General features: G+C 64.7%; 26 protein-coding genes. 16 read left to right on the top strand and 10 right to left on the bottom strand.

The window, feature by feature from the left end:
- Positions 1-36: 36 nt before the first annotated feature.
- The 3 genes from XH90_RS20770 to XH90_RS20760 all read left to right on the top strand — a co-directional run bounded on the left by XH90_RS20770 (position 37) and on the right by XH90_RS20760 (position 1,681).
- Positions 37-492, top strand: coding sequence for a hypothetical protein (locus tag XH90_RS20770; protein WP_371748256.1), 456 nt, complete (start codon positions 37-39; stop codon positions 490-492).
- Between the two features lie 56 nt (positions 493-548).
- Positions 549-698, top strand: coding sequence for a hypothetical protein (locus XH90_RS20765; RefSeq protein WP_084292415.1), 150 nt, complete (start codon positions 549-551; stop codon positions 696-698).
- A gap of 278 nt (positions 699-976) precedes the next feature.
- On the top strand, positions 977-1,681 hold the full coding sequence (locus XH90_RS20760) for a GrlR family regulatory protein (protein WP_194476207.1): 705 nt from the start codon (positions 977-979) through the stop codon (positions 1,679-1,681).
- Between the two features lie 68 nt (positions 1,682-1,749).
- On the opposite strand, the gene XH90_RS20755 is transcribed toward XH90_RS20760, so the two are convergent.
- Positions 1,750-2,694 carry an AraC family transcriptional regulator gene (locus XH90_RS20755; protein WP_246755890.1) on the bottom strand — a complete coding sequence of 315 codons (945 nt, stop codon included), beginning with the start codon at positions 2,692-2,694 and terminating at the stop codon, positions 1,750-1,752.
- Between XH90_RS20755 and XH90_RS39650 the strand changes: the two genes are divergently transcribed.
- From XH90_RS39650 to XH90_RS20735, 5 genes are all read left to right on the top strand, one after another.
- On the top strand, positions 2,638-2,763 hold the full coding sequence (locus XH90_RS39650; protein ID WP_256442522.1) for a hypothetical protein: 126 nt from the start codon (positions 2,638-2,640) through the stop codon (positions 2,761-2,763). The genes XH90_RS20755 and XH90_RS39650 overlap by 57 nt on opposite strands.
- A gap of 164 nt (positions 2,764-2,927) precedes the next feature.
- Positions 2,928-3,695, top strand: coding sequence for an alpha/beta fold hydrolase (locus XH90_RS20750; protein ID WP_194476206.1), 768 nt, complete (start codon positions 2,928-2,930; stop codon positions 3,693-3,695).
- Positions 3,696-3,760: 65 nt separating this feature from the next.
- Positions 3,761-4,288 carry a hypothetical protein gene (locus XH90_RS20745; RefSeq protein ID WP_194476205.1) on the top strand — a complete coding sequence of 176 codons (528 nt, stop codon included), beginning with the start codon at positions 3,761-3,763 and terminating at the stop codon, positions 4,286-4,288.
- 114 nt (positions 4,289-4,402) lie between these two features.
- Positions 4,403-6,025 (top strand): ABC-F family ATP-binding cassette domain-containing protein, encoded by a 1,623-nt coding sequence (locus XH90_RS20740; protein ID WP_194476204.1) that lies wholly within the window; start codon positions 4,403-4,405, stop codon positions 6,023-6,025.
- A 68-nt stretch (positions 6,026-6,093) separates the two neighbouring features.
- Positions 6,094-6,969, top strand: a complete 876-nt coding sequence (locus XH90_RS20735) for an MBL fold metallo-hydrolase (protein WP_194476203.1) — start codon at positions 6,094-6,096, stop codon at positions 6,967-6,969.
- A gap of 58 nt (positions 6,970-7,027) precedes the next feature.
- Here XH90_RS20735 and XH90_RS20730 read toward each other — a convergent pair whose 3' ends face one another.
- From XH90_RS20730 to XH90_RS20720, 3 genes are all read right to left on the bottom strand, one after another.
- Entirely contained in the window at positions 7,028-7,276 is a 249-nt protein-coding gene (locus tag XH90_RS20730; protein ID WP_194476202.1) for a hypothetical protein, read from the bottom strand.
- Positions 7,277-7,358: 82 nt separating this feature from the next.
- A complete protein-coding gene (locus XH90_RS20725) occupies positions 7,359-8,231 on the bottom strand; it encodes a dienelactone hydrolase family protein (protein ID WP_194476201.1) in 873 nt (290 codons plus the stop codon).
- Positions 8,232-8,257: 26 nt separating this feature from the next.
- Positions 8,258-9,220, bottom strand: a complete 963-nt coding sequence (locus tag XH90_RS20720) for an alpha/beta hydrolase (RefSeq protein WP_194476200.1) — start codon at positions 9,218-9,220, stop codon at positions 8,258-8,260.
- Positions 9,221-9,378: 158 nt separating this feature from the next.
- Between XH90_RS20720 and XH90_RS20715 the strand changes: the two genes are divergently transcribed.
- Positions 9,379-9,543, top strand: coding sequence for a hypothetical protein (locus XH90_RS20715; RefSeq protein ID WP_246755540.1), 165 nt, complete (start codon positions 9,379-9,381; stop codon positions 9,541-9,543).
- A 133-nt stretch (positions 9,544-9,676) separates the two neighbouring features.
- Complete coding sequence (locus tag XH90_RS20710) at positions 9,677-9,880, top strand: hypothetical protein (RefSeq protein WP_194476199.1); 204 nt, start codon at positions 9,677-9,679, stop codon at positions 9,878-9,880.
- Positions 9,881-9,928: 48 nt separating this feature from the next.
- Here the strand turns inward: XH90_RS20710 and XH90_RS20705 are convergent, their stop codons facing one another.
- The 3 genes from XH90_RS20705 to XH90_RS20695 are packed head-to-tail and all read right to left on the bottom strand — an operon-like array spanning position 9,929 to position 12,524.
- Positions 9,929-11,050 carry an HD-GYP domain-containing protein gene (locus XH90_RS20705; protein WP_194476198.1) on the bottom strand — a complete coding sequence of 374 codons (1,122 nt, stop codon included), beginning with the start codon at positions 11,048-11,050 and terminating at the stop codon, positions 9,929-9,931.
- Between the two features lie 58 nt (positions 11,051-11,108).
- Positions 11,109-11,429, bottom strand: a complete 321-nt coding sequence (locus XH90_RS20700; RefSeq protein ID WP_194476197.1) for a PilZ domain-containing protein — start codon at positions 11,427-11,429, stop codon at positions 11,109-11,111.
- Positions 11,430-11,432: 3 nt separating this feature from the next.
- A complete protein-coding gene (locus XH90_RS20695; RefSeq protein WP_194482750.1) occupies positions 11,433-12,524 on the bottom strand; it encodes a DUF2336 domain-containing protein in 1,092 nt (363 codons plus the stop codon).
- 300 nt (positions 12,525-12,824) lie between these two features.
- Here XH90_RS20695 and XH90_RS20690 point away from each other — a divergent pair, with 300 nt between their 5' ends.
- The 3 genes from XH90_RS20690 to XH90_RS20680 all read left to right on the top strand — a co-directional run bounded on the left by XH90_RS20690 (position 12,825) and on the right by XH90_RS20680 (position 15,505).
- On the top strand, positions 12,825-13,772 hold the full coding sequence (locus XH90_RS20690) for a helix-turn-helix domain-containing protein (RefSeq protein WP_194476196.1): 948 nt from the start codon (positions 12,825-12,827) through the stop codon (positions 13,770-13,772).
- 51 nt (positions 13,773-13,823) lie between these two features.
- A complete protein-coding gene (locus XH90_RS20685) occupies positions 13,824-14,414 on the top strand; it encodes an NADPH-dependent FMN reductase (protein ID WP_194476195.1) in 591 nt (196 codons plus the stop codon).
- Between the two features lie 113 nt (positions 14,415-14,527).
- On the top strand, positions 14,528-15,505 hold the full coding sequence (locus XH90_RS20680) for an acyltransferase (protein WP_194476194.1): 978 nt from the start codon (positions 14,528-14,530) through the stop codon (positions 15,503-15,505).
- Between the two features lie 13 nt (positions 15,506-15,518).
- Here the strand turns inward: XH90_RS20680 and XH90_RS20675 are convergent, their stop codons facing one another.
- Positions 15,519-17,600, bottom strand: coding sequence for a methyl-accepting chemotaxis protein (locus XH90_RS20675; RefSeq protein WP_194476193.1), 2,082 nt, complete (start codon positions 17,598-17,600; stop codon positions 15,519-15,521).
- Between the two features lie 102 nt (positions 17,601-17,702).
- Positions 17,703-18,140, bottom strand: coding sequence for a DUF1810 domain-containing protein (locus XH90_RS20670; RefSeq protein WP_194476192.1), 438 nt, complete (start codon positions 18,138-18,140; stop codon positions 17,703-17,705).
- A 191-nt stretch (positions 18,141-18,331) separates the two neighbouring features.
- Between XH90_RS20670 and XH90_RS20665 the strand changes: the two genes are divergently transcribed.
- Both XH90_RS20665 and XH90_RS20660 read left to right on the top strand, forming a co-directional pair.
- Positions 18,332-19,285, top strand: a complete 954-nt coding sequence (locus XH90_RS20665) for a DUF2778 domain-containing protein (RefSeq protein ID WP_371748370.1) — start codon at positions 18,332-18,334, stop codon at positions 19,283-19,285.
- A 64-nt stretch (positions 19,286-19,349) separates the two neighbouring features.
- Complete coding sequence (locus tag XH90_RS20660) at positions 19,350-19,607, top strand: hypothetical protein (protein WP_194476190.1); 258 nt, start codon at positions 19,350-19,352, stop codon at positions 19,605-19,607.
- Between the two features lie 96 nt (positions 19,608-19,703).
- Here the strand turns inward: XH90_RS20660 and XH90_RS20655 are convergent, their stop codons facing one another.
- Positions 19,704-21,560 carry a tannase/feruloyl esterase family alpha/beta hydrolase gene (locus XH90_RS20655; protein WP_194476189.1) on the bottom strand — a complete coding sequence of 619 codons (1,857 nt, stop codon included), beginning with the start codon at positions 21,558-21,560 and terminating at the stop codon, positions 19,704-19,706.
- Positions 21,561-22,081: 521 nt separating this feature from the next.
- Between XH90_RS20655 and XH90_RS20650 the strand changes: the two genes are divergently transcribed.
- The gene (locus XH90_RS20650) at positions 22,082-22,573 is read left to right on the top strand and encodes a MarR family winged helix-turn-helix transcriptional regulator (protein ID WP_246755539.1); all 492 of its coding nucleotides are present in this window, start codon (positions 22,082-22,084) and stop codon (positions 22,571-22,573) included.
- Positions 22,574-22,646: the final 73 nt, after the last annotated feature.

Raw genomic sequence — 22,646 nt, 5'->3', positions numbered from 1 at the left:
CTTCAGAAGGACTGGAGATCTGCGATGAAGCTTCGGATGTGGATGCTGGCGCTGGCCGGCCTGGGAGCGGCCACCGCCGTGGCGGCGCAAGATCTCAAGTCGCCGTCGACCGACCTGTACGTGCCGCGGCTCGGCGACATCATGAGCGCCGCGCAGACGCGCCATCAGAAGCTCTGGCTTGCGGGCCGGGCGCAGAACTGGGAGCTGGCGGCCTTCGAGCTGCGCCAGCTCACGGCGAGCCTGGTCGAGGCCGCGGTGCTGTATTCCGGCATCCCCGTCAGCAACGTCACGACACTGGAACCGTCGCTGCAATCCGTCACCGGCGCGATCGCGGCGAAAGACGGACGCAAATTCGCAAAAGCTCTGGGCGATCTGACCGAGGGCTGCAATGCCTGCCACCGGTCGATGGGGCGCAGCTTCGTCGTCATCAAGGTTCCCACCGATCCGCAGCCGTTCGCCAACCAGCAGTTCGCACCACAGGCCAAGCCGTAAAGGAACGCAACGCGAGCCAAGCTGGTTGACCTCGCGGCATGACAGGAGGCGCAACCATGATCCGCAAGCTCGCATCCGGCGAATACCGGCTGTATTCGCGCAAGGTGAATCCCAAGACCGGCAAGCGCCGCAACCTCGGCACGTTCAAGAGCCGCGCGGCGGCCGAGAAGCACGAGCGCGACGTGCAATATTTCAAGCGCCACTGACGCGCGCAGCGATGCCGGTGGTGAACCGGGCCGGCGCAAAGCCGAAAACAACCCCATGCACAGTAGGCAAGTGGTTGAAGTTCAAGGCAGCCGGACCTTCGGAAACCGCGATTGCTGTTTTTACGAAATTTTGTTGATCCGTCGGGCAAAACAGGTGCATGATGGGACGATGGCCGGACCGGTTCCGCGAGTCCCTGCGCGGATAAGCCGGATGGCATCGGTGCGGCGACGGTGCTAGGTACCCCGCGATTCTTTATTGATTTTGCGGGTTCAGGACATTGCTCGACGGACTTTACAAAGTTGAATACGGCATCAACGGCGCCTTCGGCCGCAGCATCATGTGCCTGCATGACGGCAAGATGCTGGGCGGCAATTCCGCCTTCGCCCATCTCGGCAGCTACGACGTCAGGAACGGCGTGATCGAAGCCGAGGTCATCACCGAGCGCCACAATGACGATCCGCATTTCAAGCCGCTGATGGGCGCCGACGTCACTGGGATCAAGGTGCGCGGACGCACGGAGGGATCGACGATCCTGCTCGAGGGCAAAGCGGACGCGATGCCCGACGGCGTGTTCTGGGCCAACCTCGCGCCGCTCGACGACGCGGCGCTGCCGCCGCGCGGCGTGATCGGAGAGGGCGGCATCGCCAACGGGCTCTATGCGATGCAGCTCCGTGCACTCGACGGCGTCGATGCCGCGCTGTCAGGCGTGATGCTGCTGCTCGACGGCCGCATCCTCGGCGGCGACGCGTTCTTCTACTATCTCGGTTCCTATTCCTCGGTGGACGGTCGCTGGAAGGGCGAGATGCTCAACCAGGAGCACACGCCGGCAAAGGGCGACAATCCCGTGTTCGGCGGCTACGAGGTCGGGATCGGCTTCTCCGGGACCTGCACGGAAGACAGCGGCGAGCTCGAAGGCATCGCGCTCGCGGGCAAACGCAGCCTGCGGCTGGCGGCCTCGCTGAAGCTGATGCGTAGGGCGTAGGACGTGTACGCGTAGGAGCGGCGGATGCTCTGTTCAGAAAGCGACAAGACGGCACGAACTTTTGCAACTCAACCGGCGGCTTCTGCTTTCTCAACGTCGCCTTGCGTTTCGCCGCTGTCTGCGCGCCGAGCTGTCCGGTACCGACCAGGCGACAAGCCATGATGTCGATGGAAGAGTTTTGAAAACGCCGCGGCGGTCTCGTAGCCGACCCGGCTGGCAATCCGCGCAATCGGCTCATCGCTGGTTTCCAGCAGGAACGCGGCTTCCGCCATCCGCCGTTCGATCACATAGCGCTGCATGGACTGGCCGACGAGCTTGGTAAAGCGCGCCGAAAATGCCGAGCGGCCGAGCCCGACGCGCTGGCCGAGGTCGCTCAGGGACCACGGTCGCTCCGGGTTTTCGTGAATGAGCCTGAGCGCCGGTCCGATCTGCGGGTCGGATATGGCGCCGAGCCAGCCGCCTTCTCCGGGACCGAGAGACGCGATCCAGCTTCGCAGCACCTCGACGAAGAGCACTTCCGTCAGTCGTGACAACGCGACGCTTTGGCCGGGACGCTCAGCAGCGGACTCGTTGACCATGCGGCGCAGGATGGCTTCAAGCCAGCCACCGTCCGCCGTCGGCTTCAGCAGAAGCACGGGCGGCAGTAATTCCAGCACGCTGCCGAACATTGGCCGGGAGACGGTGAAATTGCCGCAGATCATGGTCGAGTGCGGTTTTGCACGGCTGCCGTGACTGATGACGCCAAGACGCGGCGACGATCGATCAATATCGATGATCCGCAACGGCTTGGCCTGGCGGTCCGAATAGAACACATGGGGCTCGCCGCGTGTGATCACGACAAAATCGCCCGCGGTCATCTCGATTTTCTGTCCCTCTCCGAGCGCGAGGGTCGTCGAGCCCTGGCTCAGATAGTGAAACAGGGCGTAGGGCCGCGCCGGCAACTCGATATGCCAGGGATGGCCGAGCTCGAAGTGAAACAGCAGCGTCCCGCCGAGACGAACGCGATCGAGCACCTGGGCGAGGATGTCCATGGCGCCGAGACTAGACTGGTGGACGATCGGACACAACATCCGGACGATTGATCCCTATCGTCCAAGAGGTCCGCGCCATAGGTCATGTCGCAGCGGGCCGACGTGACGTGCGGCAACCATTTCGCCGACGGCAGATGGAAGAACCGCGGCCTTGCTGGAAACGCCTGTCCATTCCCCCGGACTGATTTCGTCCGACATGCCAACAGGAACGATCGATGCGAAACATTCTTTTCTCAGCCGCCACCGTACTCCTTGCCGGATCGACATTGGTCGGCTCCGCCCACGCCGAACCACCCAAGGGCGCGGCGCACAACATCGTGCTCGTGCATGGCGCTTTCGTGGACCAGACGAGCTGGCAGCCAGTCGCCGATATTCTCACGAAGAGGGGCTACAACGTCACGCTCGTGGAAAATCCGCTCACCTCGCTCGCCGCCGACGTCGATGCCACCAAGCAGGCGCTGGCAAAGCAGGACGGCAGGACCGTGCTGGTCGGCCATTCCTGGGGCGGCGTGGTGATCACACAAGCCGGCAACAATCCCAAGGTCTCGGCACTGGTCTATGTCTCAGCTTTCGCGCCGGAGGTTGGCGAGTCCCTGGCCTCGCTGGCCAAGGCCGGCCCGCCGACCGAGGGCGGCAGCGCGATCCATCCCGACGCGAAAGGCAATTTGTACATCGACCCCAAGGTGTTTCCGTCGGCCGTTGCGGCCGACCTTCCTGCGGAGATCGCGACGCACCTGGCCAACTCGCAGCTTCCGCTGAACCATGTTGCGTTCGAAGCGCCCGTGGACGTCGCGGCCTGGCACGACAAGCCGACGTTCTACGTCATCAGCACGAAGGACAAGGTCCTCGCGCCCGAGGCCCAGAAGTCGTTCGCAACCAGGATCAAGGCCCAGACGACGGAAGTCGCCGGCAGTCACGCCTCGCTGGTCGTCCATGCGAAGCAAGTCGCCGAGGTCATCGAAAAGGCCGCGCTCGCGAAGTGACGGTATCGCTCCCGGCGCTTTCGTGCCGGGAGCGCTCACGCATCCGATGAAGGGGAAATTCTTGCATGTACAAGAGGTTTGCCGTCGCCATCGCCGCCTTGGCTCTTTCCACCGGGACTGTCGCATCCGCTTCCGCCGCCGAGAAAGAGCCGCTGGATGTCGCCACCCTCAACACGATCAAGTCGAAGTTCGGCACACTGATGGAATTGGCCAACAAGCACGATTTTGTGGCATTGCATGAGATGTTCTGGCAATCGCCCTCGGCCCTGCTGGTGGCCAAGAGCGCGATCCCGTCCGAGGGGAACTGGGCCGGCTTTTGGGGCAACGAGGCGATTGATCAAAAGCTGCGCGATATCGGGACCTCCGGTCCGGTCGTGCTCGCGCCGGATTATTCGAAGCTGAGGGTGGTCGGCCTGACGCACGACGTCGCCGAGTCCTACGTGCCGATGAACATCACGGTCTCCTATGCGGGGCAGGATGGAACGCCCAAGCCGTTTCTGATGATCATCAATTGGCTTCGGGTCGGGAAGGACTGGAAGGTTGCTTCCGAAATCATTCTGCCGGTGCCGCCTGTTCCCGCTGCGAAGGGCTAGGGGCGAGGTCTCAACGGGCTGGACATGGTGGAAGAATCCGTACCCCGCCGGGCTTCCCCTGGAGGCCGGCATGGAATATGACGCTGCAACGCAAAAATCCCCCTAAAAGACCACATGATCCGCCTCGACAACGTCAGCAAGCAAGCCGGCCACCAGATCCTGTTCATCGAAGCCTCCGCCGCCCTCAACAAGGGCGAGAAGATCGGCCTCGTCGGCCCGAACGGCGCCGGAAAGACCACCCTGTTCCGGATGATTGCCGGCGAGGAGCTGCCCGACGAGGGTCAGGTCTCGACCGATCGCGGCATCACCATCGGCTATTTCAACCAGGACGTCGGCGAGATGAGTGGCCGCAGCGCCGTGGCCGAGGTGATGAATGGCGCAGGCCCCGTCAGCGAGGTCGCGGCCGAGCTGCGTCAGCTCGAAGCTGACATGGCCGACCCCGACAAGGCCGACCAGATGGACGAGATCATTGCGCGCTATGGCGAGGTCCAGCACGCCTTCGAGGAGCTCGACGGCTACGCGCTCGACGGTCGCGCGCGCGAAGCTCTGTCGGGCCTCGGCTTCAGCCAGGAGATGATGGACGGCGACGTCGGAAAACTCTCCGGCGGCTGGAAGATGCGCGTGGCGCTGGCCCGTATTCTTCTGATGCGCCCCGACGTCATGCTGCTCGACGAGCCGAGCAACCATCTCGATCTCGAAAGCCTGATCTGGCTCGAGAAGTTTCTGCATGACTACGAAGGCACGCTCTTGATGACCTCGCATGACCGCGAGTTCATCAACCGCGTGATCTCCAAGGTGGTCGAGATCGATTCCGGCTCACTCACGACTTACACCGGCAATTACGAATTCTATGAGCAGCAGCGTGCGCTGAACGAGAAGCAGCAGCAGGCGCAGTTCGAGCGTCAGCAGGCGATGCTGGCGAAAGAGATCAAGTTCATCGAGCGCTTCAAGGCGCGCGCCTCGCATGCCGCTCAGGTGCAGAGCCGGGTGAAGAAGCTCGACAAGATCGAGCGCGTGGAGCCGCCGCGCCGCCGCCAGTCGATTGCGTTCGACTTTCTGCCCGCGCCCCGCTCCGGCGAGGACGTCGTGGCGCTCAAGGGTGTCCACAAGGGCTATGGCAGCAAGCGCATCTATGACGGGCTGGATTTCATGATCCGCCGCAGGGAGCGCTGGTGCGTGATGGGCGTCAACGGCGCCGGCAAGTCGACGCTGCTCAAGCTCATTGCGGGCGCGAGCGAGCCGGACGAGGGCACCGTGGCGCTCGGCGGCAGCGTCAAGATGGGCTATTTCGCCCAGCACGCGATGGATCTGCTCGACGGCGAGCGCACCGTGTTCCAGTCGCTGGAAGACCAGTTTCCGACCGCGGGGCAGGGATCTCTGCGCGCTCTCGCCGGCTGCTTCGGCTTCTCCGGCGACGACGTCGAGAAGCGCTGCCGCGTGCTGTCAGGCGGCGAGAAGGCGCGTCTGGTGATGGCAAAGATGCTGTTCGACCCGCCGAATTTTCTGGTGCTGGACGAGCCGACCAACCATCTCGACCTCGCCACCAAGGAAATGCTGATCAATGCGCTGTCGGATTTCGAAGGCACCATGCTGTTCGTCTCACATGATCGGCATTTTTTGGCGACGCTGTCGAACCGCGTGCTGGAGCTGACGCCCGAGGGCATCCACCAATATGGCGGCGGCTATACCGAATACGTCGCACGCACCGGGCAGGAAGCGCCGGGGCTGCGGAGCTAGCATTCCTCCGCGCGTCTTGACGCGTTGGCGCCTGCCGCTACGCTCCCTCAAAAAGGGAGCGAACAACCATGAAGCAACTGCGGATCGGCGACATCACCATCGACGCGGTGATCGAGCGGGAAGGGCCGTGGCGGCGGCCGCAGGATTTTTTCCCTGGATATGACGACGCCGTGTTCAAGCGCCATCTGCCGACGATGGAGCCTGAAGTGTTCGACGCCGCGCGCGGCATGATGGTGATCACCTATCAGACCTTTGTCGTGCGGACGCCGCGCTACACCATCCTGGTCGACACCTGCACCGGCGAGGACAAGGGCCATCCGCCGCCGTTCGACTTTCCCGGCAAGGAGCGCTGGCGCAACGAATTGTTCGCGCTCGGCATCGGCTTCGAGCAGATCGACTATGTCTTCTGCACCCATCTGCACATCGATCACACCGGCTGGAACACCACGTTACGAGATGGTCGCTGGGTGCCGACCTTCCCGAACGCGAAATACGTCTTTCACAAGGGCGAGTACGCGGCCTGGGAGGCCGAGAACGCCAAAGGCAACAACCCGCCCGGCACCGTGTTTCGCGACAATTGCCTGCCGATCGTCGAGGCGGGGCAGGCGCTCCTGGTCGACGACGACTACGCGCTCGACGACACCGTCACGCTGACGCCGACGCCGGGGCATTCACCCTGTCATTGCTGCGTGAACATCTTCTCGAAAGGCCAGCGCGCGGTGGTCGCCGGCGATCTCATGCATCACCAGATCCAGTGCCGCGAGCCGGACTGGTCGGCGAGGCCCGATTGGGATGCGAAGCAGTCGGCAGTGTCGCGGCGAAAGTTCTTCGCGTCGGTCGCCGACACCGACACGCTGATCCTGCCGATCCATTTTCCGGCGCCGACGGTCGGCCTGATCAAGCCGTTCGGCGATGCGTTCGATTACCGGTTCAGGCGGTCATGAAAAAAGATACGCCCGCGCTGCGGCGGGCGTATCGGGCGCGGTCGAAATCCGGAGAGCGTTACGCGCCCATCTCGCACTTCTTCATGAAGCTGTTCTTGGCGGCGCCGGCGAGCGGCTTGCCGTCGGAGCCGACGGCCTTGGGCGCGCAGGCGTCTTCCTTGCACTTCTTCATGAACGAAGTCTTGGCCGCGCCGGCGAGCGCCTTGCCGTCCTTGCCGACCGCCTTGCTCTCGCAGGTGTCGTCCGCAAGAGCCGAGCCTGCCGCGAAGGTGGCAAGGATCGCAGCCAGGAAAATCCGTTTCATCATTGGGTGTCTCCCTAAACCAAAAATGGCGAGCGGATTGGAGCCCGGAATCGTGGCGCAATCAAGCGGTGCATCCGCGTGCGGCTCAATTTTTCCAGCGATCGAGCCAGCTTGCGGCCTTGACGAGGGCATCGTTCATGGCGGCCTGATTCCCCGGCGTCGCTTGCCGGCGCGACGAGGGCTCGTCGAAATCATGGGTCGCGCCGGGATAGAGGGTGACGTCGATCGGACTGCCCGCCTGCCGCGAGCGGTCGGCGACGCGCTGGCAGAGCGCGGGCGAGACCTCCTCGTCATCGGCGCCCATGAACATCGCGATCGGCGCCGTCGTCAGGATCGTCGATGCCAGCAGCGCGCTCTGCCCGCAGCCGGGATAGAACACGAGGGCGCCGCGATAACCGGCCTGACGACCTTGCCGGATCATCACGTTCAGCGCGGTGCTGCCGCCGTTGGACCAGCCCTGGAGATAGATCTGACCGGCGACGACGTCGCTGCGGCCGCGCAGGTAAGCCAGTGCGCCCTCGGCGTCGAGCGGGCGCACACTGATCTCGTTGACGTCGGCGCGGTCAGGGTCGCCATGGGTGAAGCGGCCAAAGCCATGCGCCTTGCCGCGCGGGCCAAAACTGTCCGGCAGCAGCGCGAGATAGCCGCGTGTCGACCAGTACGCGCCCCACATCGCGTGGCGCTTCGACAAGGTATTTGCATTGCAGGGCGAAACGGTGCCGGCGCCGACGAAGCTGCAATCTTCATTGTCATTGCTGGAATATGGGCCGCCGCGACCGTGCAGCATGACGATGGCGGGCCAAGGGCCGGGCTTGCTCGGTTGGAACAGATAGCCGGTAAGCGCCGTGCGGCCATCGGCGCTACGGAAATAGACAGTCTGCGGTGCGGCCAGGACCGCCTGCACCGATAGCAGCAAGGCTGCGATCAGGCCGACGATATGGCCAAGACGGGATCGCAAGGCGAATGCGCCGGGCCGCAACGCGATCAGACCCCGCGGGCCAGCAACGCCTTGAAATCGGCGCGCGCTCGCCTGGCCTCGGCGCGGGCGACGTCGGAGGCGTCGCCGAGCCCGAAATAGCCGTGGATCAGGCCGGCGCCCTCATGATGCTTCACGCGGACACCGGCGGCCTCCAGCGCTTTCGCATAGGCGGCGCCTTCGTCGCGCAGCGGATCGAACCAGGCGGTGGTCACGATCGCGGGCGCGAGGCCCGCGAGCGAGCTGGCGCGCAGCGGTGACACCCGCCAGTCGGTGGCATCTCCCGGATCGGTGAAGTAGTGGCCGCAGAACCACTCCATGGTGGCCCGCGTGAGGAAGTAGCCGTCGGCATTCTCCATGCGTGAGGGAAAGCGTGCGTTCTCGCGCGCGTCCGCATAGAGGCCGACGGCGTCGGTGACGGGATAGACCAGCAGCTGCGCGGCGAGCCTGATACCGGCATCACGAGATGCGATCGCGGTCGTGGCGGCGAGGTTGCCGCCGGCGCTGTCGCCGGCAACGCCGAGACGTTTGGCATCGCCGCCAAATTCCGCAACGCGGTTGAAGATGTTGCTTGCGGCAGCAAACGCGTCCTCGAAGGCGCCGGGGAAGCGGGTCTCCGGTGGGCGGCGATAGTCGACCGAGACCACGACGGCGCCGGTCTCGATCGCGAGATTGCGCGCCTGCCGGTCGTGGGTCTCGAGATCGCCCGCGACCCAGCCGCCGCCATGGAAGAACACGACCGTGGGCGCGGTGGCGCCGCCGACCCGGTAGACCCGTGCATCCAGCGGGCCGGCGCCGCCCTTCACCGTGATATCCTGGACGGTATCGACTGATGGCGGCGGCACGGCCGCGCGCGCGGCAGCCAGTGCGCGCAAGGATTCGCGGGCGCTCTGTGGCGTCATCGTCGCGGGATCGCGCAGCGGCAGCTTCGGAATGATCTCTGCTATGACGGGATCGAGCGGTGCGGGCATTTGCCGGGTCCTCACAGGGTTCTTTGTCTTGCTTGTGGGCCAGCATAGATTTGGCGCGCCGCATCGGCAACGGCTCGCATGCACCAATTGCGATGCTGCGGGATCGTGCTGGCGGCCTGGGACCGCGGTCTCGGCTCCGTCATCGACGGCGAGGCATCATGCGCTCCGACATCGTGCGCGATGTCGCGCGGATTCCGGAAGACGAGGTCATCATGACCTGCGTTGCGATGGATTATCCCGACGACAACTTTGCCGCGAACGCCGTTCGTTCGGATCGCGAAGGTAACGACGAGTTCGTGCGCTACGTCGGATTCGCCGACTGAATTGCGAGGCCGGAGGAGATTATTCCCTCGCGAAATTTTTCGTGCGGACTCCTCGGCGCCTCTTGCAATCTCCACCGTGCAGGAGGAACAATACGCGGACTGAAGGGTTTGTTGCTGGCGCGAGGGAATTGACATGCGGCGGCTGGCTAGCCTGGTTCGATGGTTCTTCGGCCCGCGAATGCGGCGCCCGATCGATGATGATCCCACGCTTCCTTTCACCCCTGAAGAATTCAGCAGGCTGATCCGCAGCGGCAAGCGCGAGGACATGAAGCAACTCGCCGAGGGGCTGGCCTGTCGCTCGATCCCGCGCCGGATCAAATACCGGGCGACGCACTAATCGGCACGCGCTCGTGACGTCGTCGCAGCCCGCCGACCTTGCGCGCGCTCAGCGTGAGAGTGCGACCTCCTTGAAAGCCTTCACGAGCGCCTTCTCCAGCTTTCCCGTCATCCCGCAGAGAATGTCGTAGGCGTCCGATCGCGGCATCGTCGGCTTGTAATGCCGGTGCTCGATCAGCGCGGCGAAGATGTCCGAGATCGTGAGGATGCGCACGATGTCGTTGATGCTCTCGCCGGCCAGCGCGTCGGGATAGCCGCTGCCATCGAGATACTCGTGGTGGTGCCGGACGGCATCGAGGATCTCCGGCGAGATGTTCTCGTGGTCCTTGAGAAAGTCGTAGCCTGCGGTTGGATGCGTTTCGATCATGGCTCGCTCGGCGGCGTCGAGCCGGCCGGGCTTGTCCAGGATCGCGAGCGGGATCCGGGCCTTGCCGATGTCATGGAACATGGCTGCCGAATACAGCCGCTCCAGATCGGCGCGTCGGACACCGAGGCTTAGTCCGAAGTCGATCGCCACCCCGGTGACGAGCAGGCAATGCTGATAGGTGCCCTCGTGATGACGCCGCACCGTCGTGAGCCATTCCGACAGGCCGTGTTCGGTGATGCGGTCGGCGATCCTGCGGCCGGCCTCCCTGGTGCCATCGACATCGAGCGGCTGGCCCACGGTGACGGTCGTGAACATCGACGCGATGGCGGTCGCCGCGGTTTCGACGGCGTTGTCCGGCTCCGCCGAGCCGGCAGGCGAATCCGACGTCGGCCCGGCTGGATCAGCCAGCGCCGCCAGCAGCCTGGCCTTGTGGGTCAGCCCGGGAAGTACGAGCGTCGCGCCGAGTGCGTAGGCTTGCGAGATGCAGATGTGGGAGAGATGCTCGACGAGGAAGATGCGCTTCGTCGCCTTGATCAGTCGCGCGGACCGCCTCTTGATCGCTGCGATGGTGTCGACGTCACGCAGCTCGGCCCGGACGACGATTGCGGACGGAACTTGCGACAGCTTCGCTTCCGCGTCGAGCCGTTCGCCCGCGACTGCGAATTGCGGCTCGAGTGCCGCGCAGATGCCCGACAATTTGTCGGAAGAGTCGGCCAGCACGTGTACGAAGGGCCGCGCCGATCGCGCCGCTCGGGTGCCGCCCTCGCTTTTGACGGGGCTGGGGATGGTTCGCGCATTCCGCACGGAGTGCCTGGACTGTATGAGAGTTGAACCGGCCCCAAGCTGCCTCGAGCCGGATTGTCTACTTGGCCTGTGCGCCCAGCGCCTTTGCGTTCACCGACTTCTTCTTACCGTCCGCTGTGACGAAGTGAATGCCGGCGGTGGTGCCGTCGATCCAGACCAGTTCGCAGCGCCGATAGGCCAGCCCCGTCGACGACAGCACCAGGAAGAATTCCTTGGCTTGCAGCACGTCGAGCGTGCCCTCGACCTCGACCTTGGCGCCGGTGTTCGACACGTCGAGCAAGACGCAACTGCGTCGCCAGGTGCCGTCCGACCCCATCAGATTGACGGGTTGCCGGTGATCCATTTTCACGCGAGCGTCCTTGCGGCCATCGAGCTTCATCGACTATTTCCCCATTCCGGCGCCACGATGTCCCGGATCGCGCGTGTTTGCGCCCGCTGAGATCTCCCCCCAGCGCACCGTCCACTGGCTGGTCGACAAGAGAAGCGTATTAAAGGTCAGTTGCGCGCGTTCGCGCTGGGCGAAGGAGAGCCGTGTGCCGTTGCGGTTGCTCAGGATCGCGAGCGTGGTCGCCCAGTTCAGTCGCGAGGCCCGGCAGGCCATCACCAGGCCCTCGCAATCGTCGTCGATCATGACATGCTCGACGATCTCGATCGGAGCACCCGACAGCACCGACAAGGCCGTGAGCAGCTTGGCGGTCTCGCCGCGGATTGCGAAACGGTTCACCGTGGAATCGTTGAGCTTGCCGACGCGGCTGAGCGCGACGATCTCGGGTCTTGCGTTCGCGTAGTCGTCCGCGCAGGGCAGGGCCGGCGCGGCGCCCTGTGCGGGCGGAACGGAGGATGCGGTGGGCTTGGCCGGCGCGATCTTGCGTGAAGGGGCGGCGAGCAATTTCCGCACCACTGGATCGGGGATACCGGGCCGGAGCACCAGCGCCTTCGCAACCTCGCCGTCCTGGTCCGCGCCGGCGACCAGCGTGGCATAGGCGGCCTCGGAGAATTTTGTTCCTGGGTTCTTGATCAGCGCAAGGCAGATCTGGTCGCCGCGCGCGATCAGCGCCTCGGTCACGTCAGGCTCGATGCACTGGCGCGCCGCGATCGCGCGTTGCTGCCGTTCGCCGCAGCAGGCTGCGATCGCCGCGAGATCCGTCGTAGCGAGTGCCTGCGATTTGAGCAGGATAGGGCACGCCACATCAGGTTCGTTGTGCGATGCGAGACGTCGCAACGTCTCGGGCGGCGCCACCCCGAGCTCGGCAAGAGCGGTGCTGAGCTGGACCAGCGCGCCGGTCTCGACCCGCTCCGTCAAACGAAGCAGAACGCCGTCAACGACACTCGCGAGCAGTTCCTGAGGCCGGTCGCGACTGCCGGTGAGCAATCGGACGATACCTTCGAGGATGCGTGCACAGCGGTCCAAAGGACATGACGCGACCGCCTCTTCCAGTTCGATCAGAATATCGGCAGGCGAATTTGCCGTCATGGCAGGGCCTGAACTCAAATAAATTTCGACTATCCAACGCCCGCCATTGCGCGCCATGGGCGTTAATTTGAATTTTATATCCCCGCGTCTTCGGGTATCAATGCACCTTCTGCGTGTTGGAAACGATATCGAAAATTGGCAGGATACGATCCGTTTGCTTGTCCTTTGCATTGAACCTCCGCCAACTGATCGGCAGGGGAAAGTGATTCTTTCGGTCTTGCAGGGGCATTCGGAGGGGGAAATCGAGCCGGTGATATTACCGGATGCGCGCCGCTTCGCGGTGCCGCGTTTCATTTTGTCATGACCAGTATTGATGATGCGCCCGGATTGGCGCCGAGCATATTTCGCTTTTCAGACGTCGATGAGTTCCGCAGTTCCATCCGAGGCCTGAACGTGGAGTTCACGCCGTTCGTGCGAAGGATTTCTGCCGAGCAGATCATCCTGCGTCTGCCCGGTTGCGACGTGAACGTCACGCGCGCCTTCCCGCGCGTGGTCGATGCACAACTCGTCGCCGATTGCACCGCGATCGGATTTGCAATGGACGATCTCGACGTGCCCATTCGCTTCAACGGCGCGCAGCGCGATCGCTCCGTCCTCGTCATCGGGGACGGTGGTGCTTCCTACAACACCATCGAGGAAGTGCAGCGCCAGATTGCCTCGATCGTATTCAGGCCGCGCGTGACGGATCGCGGCTGGCCGGAAGCGCCATCGAGCTTCAAATTGTTCGAGACCAGCACCACGGCCCTGTACCGGTTACGGCGAACCGTCACGGAGGTCGTGGCGGCCGCATCCGAGCCGATCGAGGCCGCCGAGGTGCCGCTGAAGGCGGCGGCCATGCGGGAGTCCCTGTTCGGCGCGGCGGACGCGGCGATCGCCGACATCGTTCCGGCGCGCTGGACGCTGTGGCCCAATGACGAGCGGAACTTCAGGACGTTCCAGCAGATCCGCGCGCTGCTGTCGGACGATCTCGCCCAGCCCATCTACAGCGAGGAGGTTGCGCGCAAGCTTGGTCTGTCCGTTCGCACCATGCATGAGGTGATCCGGCGCTATCGCGGCATGAGCCTGCACCGCTATCTGCGCCTGCGCCGCTTGTGGCTGGTTCGCCAGCGGCTGCTGGCCGGCGCCGAAAGCGTGAAGGCGGTGGCGCTGGCCTTCGGTTTCTGGCACCTGTCCGACTTCTCGCGAAGCTACCGCGACCAGTTCGGCGAGACGCCGTCGCAGACGCTGGAATTCGGGCGAAAACGATAGCGCGGCCAATCGGCTGCGGCACGTTCCGCCGTTTCATGCTAGCCTGCCGCCATGAGCAACCGCATTCTCGTCCTTTACGGTTCCTACCGTTCCGACCGCATGGGCATCCGCCTTGCGAATTTCGTCGTCGATCGCCTGCGCAGCCGCGGCGAGGAGGTCGAGTTCATCGACGCCAAGGCGATCGGCCTGCCGATGCTCGACCGCATGTACAAGGAATATCCCAAGGGTGCGGCTCCGGAGGCGCTGGAAAAACTCGCCGGCCAGATCCGCGGCGCCAACGGCTTCGTCTTCGTCACTGGGGAATACAATTGGGGCATTCAGCCAGGCTTGAAGAATCTCACCGACCATTTCCTGGAGGAGTGGTTCTGGCGGCCGGCGGCGATCGTGAGCTATTCCGCTGGCCGCCTGTCCGGCGCGCGTGCCTCGACCGCCTGGCACGGCACGCTGTCGGAAATGGGCATGGTGGTGATCTCGAGCACCATCGGCGTCGGACCGATCGCGCAGACTTTGTCGGCCGACAGCGAGCCGATCGGCGAGGGTGGCAAGGCGCTGGAACGCTCGTTCCCGCGCTTCGCCGATGATCTTCTCTGGTGGATCGAGGCAGCGAAAGCGCAACGCGCGCGCAAGGCGCCGCCGTATTGAGCGCATGACGGGCTGTGGCGCCGGGCGCGGTTGTCGTCGGCGATCCGCTGGGCTATGCGTTGACCGCAATGGAAGCGCAACGGAATTCGGCGTTCTTGCCGCGGCTTGAGGCCATGCGTGGGTACGCTGCCCTGTCGGTGCTTGCGTTCCACGCCTGCGCGCTGTCCTGGGACACAATTGCCACCGGAATGGCGCCGGTTGTCGTCTTCTTCGCGCTCAGCGGATTCCTGCTGGCCCGATCGCTGGATCGGGATCCCGATCCGTTCACCTTCGTGCGTCACCGGCTGTTCCGGCTGCTGCCGGCCGCAATCGCGACAGTGCTGCTGTTGGCGCTCGCCCATCAGAGCTTCGGCTTCTACATGGGCTCGAGCCCGCCCTCGTTCGACCCGCTCAACGTGATCCTCAATGCGGTTCTCATCAAGAGCGACATCAACGGCGTGATGTGGTCCCTGACCGTGGAATGCGTCGCGGTTCCGGTGATCCTGATGTCCCATGCCTTGCTGCGGCGTTACGGAACGACGGCGGTATGGATTCTGGTCGCGATTCTCGTCGCGCTCTCGTTCTGGGGCCCCTATGTGCACCTGCTGGACGGCGCCACCAATCTTGCGCCGCTGTATGCTTTCGTCGTCGGTCTGCTCATGCAGTCGAGCGGAACCGTGCTGACCGATGCATCGCAATCGAGATTGCGACCGTCCCTGGCGACCGTCGTTGCCTGCGCCGCCTTCGCCGTCATGTTCATTGTCGCGTTCCGGAAGCAGACCGCAGTCACGATCGCGTTCGAAACGCTTTGCGCGTCCGTACTCATCTGCCTTGCGGCCGGTCCGCGCACACTTGCCGTGCTGCGGCCGTTCGATCTCGATGTCGTCCGGTTCTACGGACGCATATCCTACAGCTTCTATCTTCTGCACATGATCGGGCTTGCGCTTGCGGCCCGTCTTCTGCCGTTCGACCAGCAGTCGGTCGTGCGCGCGGCGATCCTGTTCGCGGCCGGGGTGCTGATCACGACGCCGGCGGCCTGGCTGATGTGGCGCTTTGTCGAAGTGCCTTTCATCGAGGTCGGCCGCAGGCGGATGGTGACAAAACCCGCCTGACGTCGTTGCTGCCCTAAGCCGCCCTGACTTCGCCGAGGAAGCGGTCGAACTGGCCGGCAAGGTCGCGCGACTGGGTCGAGAGCTGTTCGGCGGCGCCGAGAACCTCCTGCGCGGCCGTGCCGGTGTCGTCTGCCGCGCGCTGCACGCCTGAAATGTTGGTGTTGACCTCCTGGGTGCCGCGCGCGGCTTCCTGGACGCTGCGGGAGATCTCCCGGGTCGCCGAGCCCTGTTCCTCGATCGCGGCCGCAATCGCGGTGCCGATCTGGTCGATCTCGGCGATGACGTCGGCGACGTTGCGGATCGCGTTCACGGTCTCGTCGCTCGCGGCCTGGATCGCCGTGATCTGCTCGGAGATCTCGGTGGTGGCCTTGGCGGTCTGTCCGGCCAGCGACTTCACCTCGGACGCGACGACCGCAAAGCCGCGGCCGGCGTCGCCGGCACGCGCGGCCTCGATGGTGGCGTTGAGCGCCAGCAAATTGGTCTGCTCGGCGATGCTCTGGATCAGCGTGACGACGTCGCCGATCTTCTGCGCGCCTTCGGCAAGTGCACGCGCGGTGTCGCCGGTGCGGCGGGCGTTGTCGACGGCGCGGGCCGCGATCTCGGTCGATTGAGCGACCTGACGGCCGATCTCGGCGATCGAGGAGGTCAGCTCTTCCGTCGCGCTGGCGACGGTCTGCACGTTGGTCGAGGTCTGCTCGGAGGCGGCAGCGACGACCGCGGCCTGGCTGTTGGTCTGGGCCGCCGTCGAGGTCATCGACTGCGCGGTGCTCTCCATGGTGGAGGAGGCCTGCGACAGGCCGCCGACCAGTTCGGTGATCTTGGCCTCGAAGGCGCGGGTCAATTCGTCGAGCGCCTGGGCGCGGCGCATCTTGCCGTCGTTCTCGGCCTGCTTTTCGGCCGCGAGCCTGTCGGCGCGGATCATGTTGTCCTTGAAGACCTGCACGGCCGCGGCCATCGCCCCGATCTCGTCGGAACGCTCGGCGCCGGGGATGGCATCCGCAACTTCGCCGTCGGCGAGCTGCGACATCCGGGTCGTCAGGCTGACGATGGGAGCGCAGACGCGGCGGCGGACCATCACGATGAGGCCGGCGCTGGCGATCAGCACGGCGAGCAGGCCGACCAGTGCGATCGTGAAGCTGGTGCGCGCGGCGGCGGACGCGCCGGCGAGGATCTGCTCGGCATTGTCGTAGAAGGCGTCGCGGACGCCGATGATCGCGCTGAGACCGAGTTGCGATGCGGCGTAGTAGGTGCCGACGTCGTGCTCGTATTTGCCGCTGACCGCGCCGTCCTTGACGAGCTTCAGCTCGCGGCCGAAGCCTTCGACATAGACGGTGTTCATCCTCTCCAGGGCGGATGCGACGTTCGCGGGCGTGGTGGGGTTACCGCGCAGTTCCTGGAGCGACATCACGATCTGGTCGTTGCGACCCTGCATGCGGGCAACATCGGCCTTCTCGGCATCGGTCGCCACCTTCTTGCCGCCGACGAGGTTCTTGTGCACGCTGGCATTGAGGCCGCCGATGTCGCGCAGCGTCATCGCGATGTTGGCATAGCTCGCCTGGCGGTAGGCATCGCCATTGAGGATCGCCATGCGGCGGACCTGCTCGTTGAGCAGCGCGGTAACGCCGGCGTTGAGCACGGCATTGTCGGCGACGATCTTTCTGGCGGCGTCCTTGCGTGCGTCTGCCGGCCCCGCGATGGCCTGGTCGACGGCTTCGCGCAGTGAAGTGAATTTCGAATTGATGGCGTCGATGTTGCTGCCGATGGTGCCGCCGTCATCGAACGCGCCGGGCAGCTCCTTGCGCAGCGCGTTCATCTTGTCGCGCGCGCCGTCGGTCTGCTTGCGAAGCTTGTCGTGCTCGGACAGCTGGGCAGGGTCGACAGTCGCAGGACCATAGAGGATGTTGGTGGCAAAACCGCGCTCGGGGTTGAGATAGCGCGGGATGTCGCTGACGGCACGCACGATGGCGAGCCGGCCCTGCGCCTCGGTGATGCGCTCTATCGTCTGGTATTTCGTCACGGCGACGTAGACGGCAAGACCTCCGCCGACGGTCGAGAGCGAGACGATGGCAGTGGTCAGCAGCGTACCGATTTTCATGGTTCGTCCAGCAATTGCGCAGGCGGAGAAGGAAATTCTCCGAAAAATAGAGCGACCGTCTTAATTGCGGGTTTACGCTGCCGGCCGCGAGACGGGTGCCGGCTAGGTCTTTCGATCAAGGGCTGCGAGGATCTCCAGCGTCGCATCATCGCGCTCACCGTCGAAATATCTGGCGAGCGCTTCGCCGAAAACGGGTTCTGCGGCGACCTCGCCGAACAGCGTCATCGACGAGCGGAATTTGGCGTCGTCGGGCGCGCCGAGGATCGCATTGATGGTTCGCCCTTGCACGGCGAGCACGAGGCGAGTGCATTCGATCAGGCGCGGGCCGAGGACGGGGTGGGCGAGATAGGTCTTGGCCTCCGCCCGCGAGCCAATGGCGTAGCGCTGGGACATGGCGCTGATTCCGAGGCCGGTGATTTGCGGAAAGACGAACCACATCCAGTGGCTTTGCTTCCGTCCCTCGGCCAGCTCACCCTGGACGGCGCGAAAAACCGGGTCTTGGGCTCTCAGGAAGCGCTCTAGATCGAAAGGATCGGTCATAGGATACCTCCGGGCGACTTGCCGGCCGCGATTATGCCTAACTTTTGGCTCCCAATGTGGTAGCTGGTATAGAGAGTCTCCGGGTGGGGGTTGGGTCCCCCGGGGGCTGATTTGGGGATCTGATGGTTTCCGACCGCGTACGCGCCGAGAGGCTGTTGTCGCGCCGCCGTATTGGGCGAGCCGAGACAATACTGCTGTCTATGGCTGCCATCGCGCTGGCGCTCGGCGCCGCTGCGTGGGTCGCCGATATCGGCGACTCGACCCCGCTGGTCACTGCTGCACTGCCGCCGGCCAATGCACCGTCGTTCGAAGACCGCTTCGCCTCGCTGTCGGGCAACCCGCCTGCGCGCGAGCTTGGTCTGCGGACGATGGAGCGCTCCGCCCTGAACGCTGTCCAGCTCAAGCTGCGCGATGCCAAGGCGATGCTCGCCCAAAAGCTCCAGGGCGACGATTGGCGCTCCACCCTCGCCGAGAACGACCCGTCTGCAACCGACGAGACCGCGAAGTCCTCGCAGCACGCCGACGCTGTCCCGATGCCGCGCTCGCGGCCGGTGCAGGCGGACTTCAGCGCCCAGATTGCCTCCAGCCAGGCCTATGCCGAGAGCAATCCTCGCGTCGACAATCGCAACTTCTTCGAGAAATTCACCGACAAGATCAGGCTGGCCTCGCTGACACCCGACAGCGGCCTGTTCGGCAAGGCGCCGGACCTCGCCGCGCTCGGCTACGATTCGCGAACCGCGGTCTATGACATCAAGGCCAAGGCGCTTTACTTGCCGAGCGGCGTCACCATCGAGGCCCATTCGGGCATGGGCGCGCTGATGGACGATCCTGACCATGTCGACCAGCGCATGGTCGGCGCGACCCCGCCTGCGACCTACGACCTCAAGCCGCGCGAAAAACTGTTCCACGGCGTGCGGGCGCTGCGCATGACGCCGACCGACGGCACCAGCGCGCTCGGCCGCGTCGGCCTGCTCACCCACACCTACATGCTCGGGCCGCGCGGCGATTCCAACGGCTGCGTCTCGATCAAGGACTATGATCGCTTCCTCAAGGCCTACGACAATGGCGAGTTCAACCGCCTGGTGGTGGTGCCGAGCCTGAGCGGCGCGACCACCGCCTCGCAGCGCGGCAGCACCGATTCCTGATATTCGCTGGACGGCGGGGCTGCCGTTTTCCCTTCGTTAAGCCGTTGTCGTCCAGAAGCAGCCCATGAGTGATCCAGCAAGCTCCGAGACCCCGCTGCGCACCACGTTCAAGATCAAGCTGAACGGTGACACGCTGGCGATCGCGACGGTCGGCCAGGCCTATCAATTCCTCACCAACTTCAAATCGGTCGAGTGGATGGAATTCCGCTCCCTGCATGACGACGCAGTCCACGCGCTGGAGGGCGCCGCCGGCAATGCCATGCTTGCGGTCCAGGCGACCAACGCGGTGCGCGCGCTGTTCGTGAGCGCCAAGCTGCTCTGAGTTTTAGCGCGAGCTCTGTCCGCTTGCGCCCCGGACGCAGCGCGGCAATGCTAAGAGCGTTGCAGCGCGTCGGGACACGATACGGAGGCGCGATGGTCAATGCTGATCGCGGCTGCGGCCGTCGTCATCGTCGTGGAAGTCGTGGTCGCCGCCACGGCTGAAGCCGGGATCGATACACGCAAAGTTGGCGGCATCGCTGGTCAGGCCGCTGCCCTTGTACGATGCAATCTTGGGATAGACGCAGAGCGGTCGCGTGCCTCCGGCCGGGAAGTTCTGGGCAATTCGCGGATCGAATACGCCGCCGGTCGGGTAGGGCGAGGCGGTGTTGGTGTTGGCCGCGATGATGCGTTCCGGTGCGATGCCATTCTCGACCCAGTCCGTGATGGCCTTGAGCTCGTTGGTGGCGAAGCTGGTGGTGGCCGCGCCGCCGCCGCAATGGGCCATGTTGGGGATCATGAACAGCCGCGCGAAATCGCTCGCATGATTGTCCATGCGCTGGTTCATCTTACGATACCAGCGTGCGATCGCGGCGCCCGAGAAGATGCCGTCATTGACCGAGGACGAGATGATCAGCTTGCCGCCGCGCGACTTGAACGGGCGCAAATCGGTCGAGACCGCCGCCATGAAGTCCATCGAGCTTTCCGGATAGGCCGCCGTCTTCGTGAAGATCTTCGGCGCGTCGGTGTCGAAGCTGAACTTGAACACGAAGGCTTCCTGGCCGTTCGGTCCGTTGACGGGCGTGACCACGGGCGGCGTCTGGAAGATCATCGGGATCGCGCCGGCGCCGAGCGTCAAATTGATCGCCGTGTTGACGCCGGGCACCGGGGCGGTGACGACGTTCCAGAATTGCCAGCCTGCACCGGGCGCGGTGGGCGGCGTCCAGATGCCGGCATCCCAGAACCAGTTCGAATAGAGCCGCTCGCCCTTTGAATTGACCGGGCCGGTATAGATCTTCTTCAGCACATCGACCTGCGCGCCTGTGAGACAGGTGCCGCCATGCGGCGTGCCGCCGTGCGTGCCGGTGCCGCAGGTGTAACTCGCGAGTGCCGGATAAACCTTCTTCGCCGTGCAGGCGTGGTAATTGTCGATGATGCCGTCGACGAGGCCGTCGAGCGCGTCGCAGGCGCTCAGGATCGCGGCCGACGCCACCTGAAGGTCCTGTTGCGGGAAGGTGTCGGGAATGAACGGCTGGCCGTTGACATCCTTGCTGGTTGAGAGCGTGCCGAGCACCTGTTCGTTCCAGGCTTCGGCAAGGCCCGCCTGCGGCAGGTTGAAGCCGGGGTTCTGCGAGATCACGCCGTCGAACAGCCAGGGTGACCGCTGCGAGGCGACCATCGCATCGCGTCCGCCGTTCGAGCAGCCCATGATGTAGGAATGGACGGTGTCGAGGCCGTAGAAATAGGAGATGATCTGCTTGGCGGTCGTCGCGGTCTTCTCGATGCCGTTGTAGCCGTAGTCGCGGCGTGCCTGCGCATCGATCGCGAAATGTGCGGAGCCGCCGGCATTGGCATCGTCGTCCTGATGGCCGCCGACCACATTGGTCGCGCTGTCCTCGTGGCCGCCGTCATCGGCCGCGACCGCCCAGCCCTGGCCGACCTCGACTCCGGCCGCGCCCTGCGGGTCGGCATTGAGGCTACCGTCGGTGCCGCCGCCGCCCATCATCTCGAAGCGGCCGTGCCAGGTGTTGGGCAGGTTGAGCGCAAAGCCGATGCCGTAGGTGAAATGATCGGGGTCCTGCGTGGAGACGCGCTTGTTGATGATGCCGACCACGTTGCAATAGCCCGGCTTCTGCGTCGCGCTCAGGATCTGCGTGTTCGGAAGCATGAGGCCGGTGAGGGCGGTGCAGGACGCGCGCGGGGCGACGCCGCTCGGCGGTAGCCCGTGCGCGGCGGCCTGCGGGCCAACAGATGCCCATGTGGCGATGATCGACGAGGCGAGGAAAAGTCGGTTCATGTCATGCCCTCCCGGTTTCATTGCTGATGATCGAACGAAAGCGCCTGGCGCCCGCCGCCCGGCGAAGCGTCACGTGATCGGAAGCATCCTTGGAATTGCCGTTTCGAGATACGCGCGCGCCGGCGATGAGCCACGACGCAGCTTCGGTCGCGTGAAAAGTCTCCCGACGCGATGCGCAATGGCATGCGGATCGGTGCCCACCCCAGATGACGGCACGGACGTTCGCTCCCCTTGAACCCGCTCGTGTCACGGCGGGCTTTCACGATCCTTAGGCGAGCCATGTTGCCGTGTCAACATGACGCATTGCGCGATATTGCCGTGCAACCTGTCGTAGAAGCTGCCGGCCCGATGGCGGGTTTCGCTCGGCTTCTCGATCGGGCGGCGTTGCGTTAGACTCATTGCCCGAATCCACACATCCCAGCCGGGTGCGCGTGCACAGGCTTTGCGAAAGACGCGCAACGATGCAGCCAGGCAAGGCACCGGTGAGAAAACGGGTCCCATCCAAGCGACCTCAGGCGCGTGTGACCAAGCCCTCGCGAGCCGCACCGCGCGTCGCGTCCGGCGCGACGCCGGTCCGGGCGAAACCGCTTGCGCTCGGAGATCTCTCGCAGTTGCTCGGCTATTCCATCCGCCGGGCGCAGCTCTGGATCTTCAAGGAGTTCAGCCGGCAATTGGCGGCCTTCGAGATCAGCCCCGCGCAGTTTTCCGTGCTCTGCGTGATCGACGCCAATCCCGGCGTCAACCAACTCGCCGTCGCGCAGCTTCTGTCGATCGAGCGGGCAGGGCTCGGCAGGCTGGTAGATCATCTTGAAGGCCGCGGCCTCGTTCGGCGCACGGCGTCGGCGATCAACCGCCGCTATTACGTGCTCTACCTGACCGAGACCGGCACGGCGCTGCTGGGCCGGCTGAGGCCGGCGGCCGCCGCGAGTGACAAGGCGCTCGCAGCCAAGATCGGACCGCGCGCCTACAAGGAATTGCGACAGGCGTTGTCGATCTTCGTGGGGGACGCCTGAGCGATCCTCGGGGCGTGCGACGGCGGCGATTCGGCAGGTCGCCCCTCCTTGATCATGGCTTGAACTGCGTGGC

This window comes from Bradyrhizobium sp. CCBAU 53338 (genome assembly GCF_015291665.1).
Lineage (GTDB): Bacteria > Pseudomonadota > Alphaproteobacteria > Rhizobiales > Xanthobacteraceae > Bradyrhizobium.
Note: the sequence above shows the minus strand (reverse complement) of the source record. Positions and strands in the feature narration are given on the sequence as shown.

Coding starts and splice junctions, on each gene's coding strand:
- XH90_RS20770 (WP_371748256.1), top strand. CDS start 37: ATGTGGATGCTGGCGCTGGCCGGCCTGGGAGCGGCCACCGCCGTGGCG.
- XH90_RS20765 (WP_084292415.1), top strand. CDS start 549: ATGATCCGCAAGCTCGCATCCGGCGAATACCGGCTGTATTCGCGCAAG.
- XH90_RS39650 (WP_256442522.1), top strand. CDS start 2,638: ATGGCCGAGCTCGAAGTGAAACAGCAGCGTCCCGCCGAGACGAACGCG.
- XH90_RS20750 (WP_194476206.1), top strand. CDS start 2,928: ATGCGAAACATTCTTTTCTCAGCCGCCACCGTACTCCTTGCCGGATCG.
- XH90_RS20745 (WP_194476205.1), top strand. CDS start 3,761: ATGTACAAGAGGTTTGCCGTCGCCATCGCCGCCTTGGCTCTTTCCACC.
- XH90_RS20740 (WP_194476204.1), top strand. CDS start 4,403: ATGATCCGCCTCGACAACGTCAGCAAGCAAGCCGGCCACCAGATCCTG.
- XH90_RS20735 (WP_194476203.1), top strand. CDS start 6,094: ATGAAGCAACTGCGGATCGGCGACATCACCATCGACGCGGTGATCGAG.
- XH90_RS20730 (WP_194476202.1), bottom strand. CDS start 7,276: ATGATGAAACGGATTTTCCTGGCTGCGATCCTTGCCACCTTCGCGGCA.
- XH90_RS20720 (WP_194476200.1), bottom strand. CDS start 9,220: ATGCCCGCACCGCTCGATCCCGTCATAGCAGAGATCATTCCGAAGCTG.
- XH90_RS20715 (WP_246755540.1), top strand. CDS start 9,379: ATGCGCTCCGACATCGTGCGCGATGTCGCGCGGATTCCGGAAGACGAG.
- XH90_RS20710 (WP_194476199.1), top strand. CDS start 9,677: ATGCGGCGGCTGGCTAGCCTGGTTCGATGGTTCTTCGGCCCGCGAATG.
- XH90_RS20700 (WP_194476197.1), bottom strand. CDS start 11,429: ATGAAGCTCGATGGCCGCAAGGACGCTCGCGTGAAAATGGATCACCGG.
- XH90_RS20695 (WP_194482750.1), bottom strand. CDS start 12,524: ATGACGGCAAATTCGCCTGCCGATATTCTGATCGAACTGGAAGAGGCG.
- XH90_RS20690 (WP_194476196.1), top strand. CDS start 12,825: ATGACCAGTATTGATGATGCGCCCGGATTGGCGCCGAGCATATTTCGC.
- XH90_RS20685 (WP_194476195.1), top strand. CDS start 13,824: ATGAGCAACCGCATTCTCGTCCTTTACGGTTCCTACCGTTCCGACCGC.
- XH90_RS20680 (WP_194476194.1), top strand. CDS start 14,528: ATGCGTGGGTACGCTGCCCTGTCGGTGCTTGCGTTCCACGCCTGCGCG.
- XH90_RS20675 (WP_194476193.1), bottom strand. CDS start 17,600: ATGAAAATCGGTACGCTGCTGACCACTGCCATCGTCTCGCTCTCGACC.
- XH90_RS20670 (WP_194476192.1), bottom strand. CDS start 18,140: ATGACCGATCCTTTCGATCTAGAGCGCTTCCTGAGAGCCCAAGACCCG.
- XH90_RS20660 (WP_194476190.1), top strand. CDS start 19,350: ATGAGTGATCCAGCAAGCTCCGAGACCCCGCTGCGCACCACGTTCAAG.
- XH90_RS20655 (WP_194476189.1), bottom strand. CDS start 21,560: ATGAACCGACTTTTCCTCGCCTCGTCGATCATCGCCACATGGGCATCT.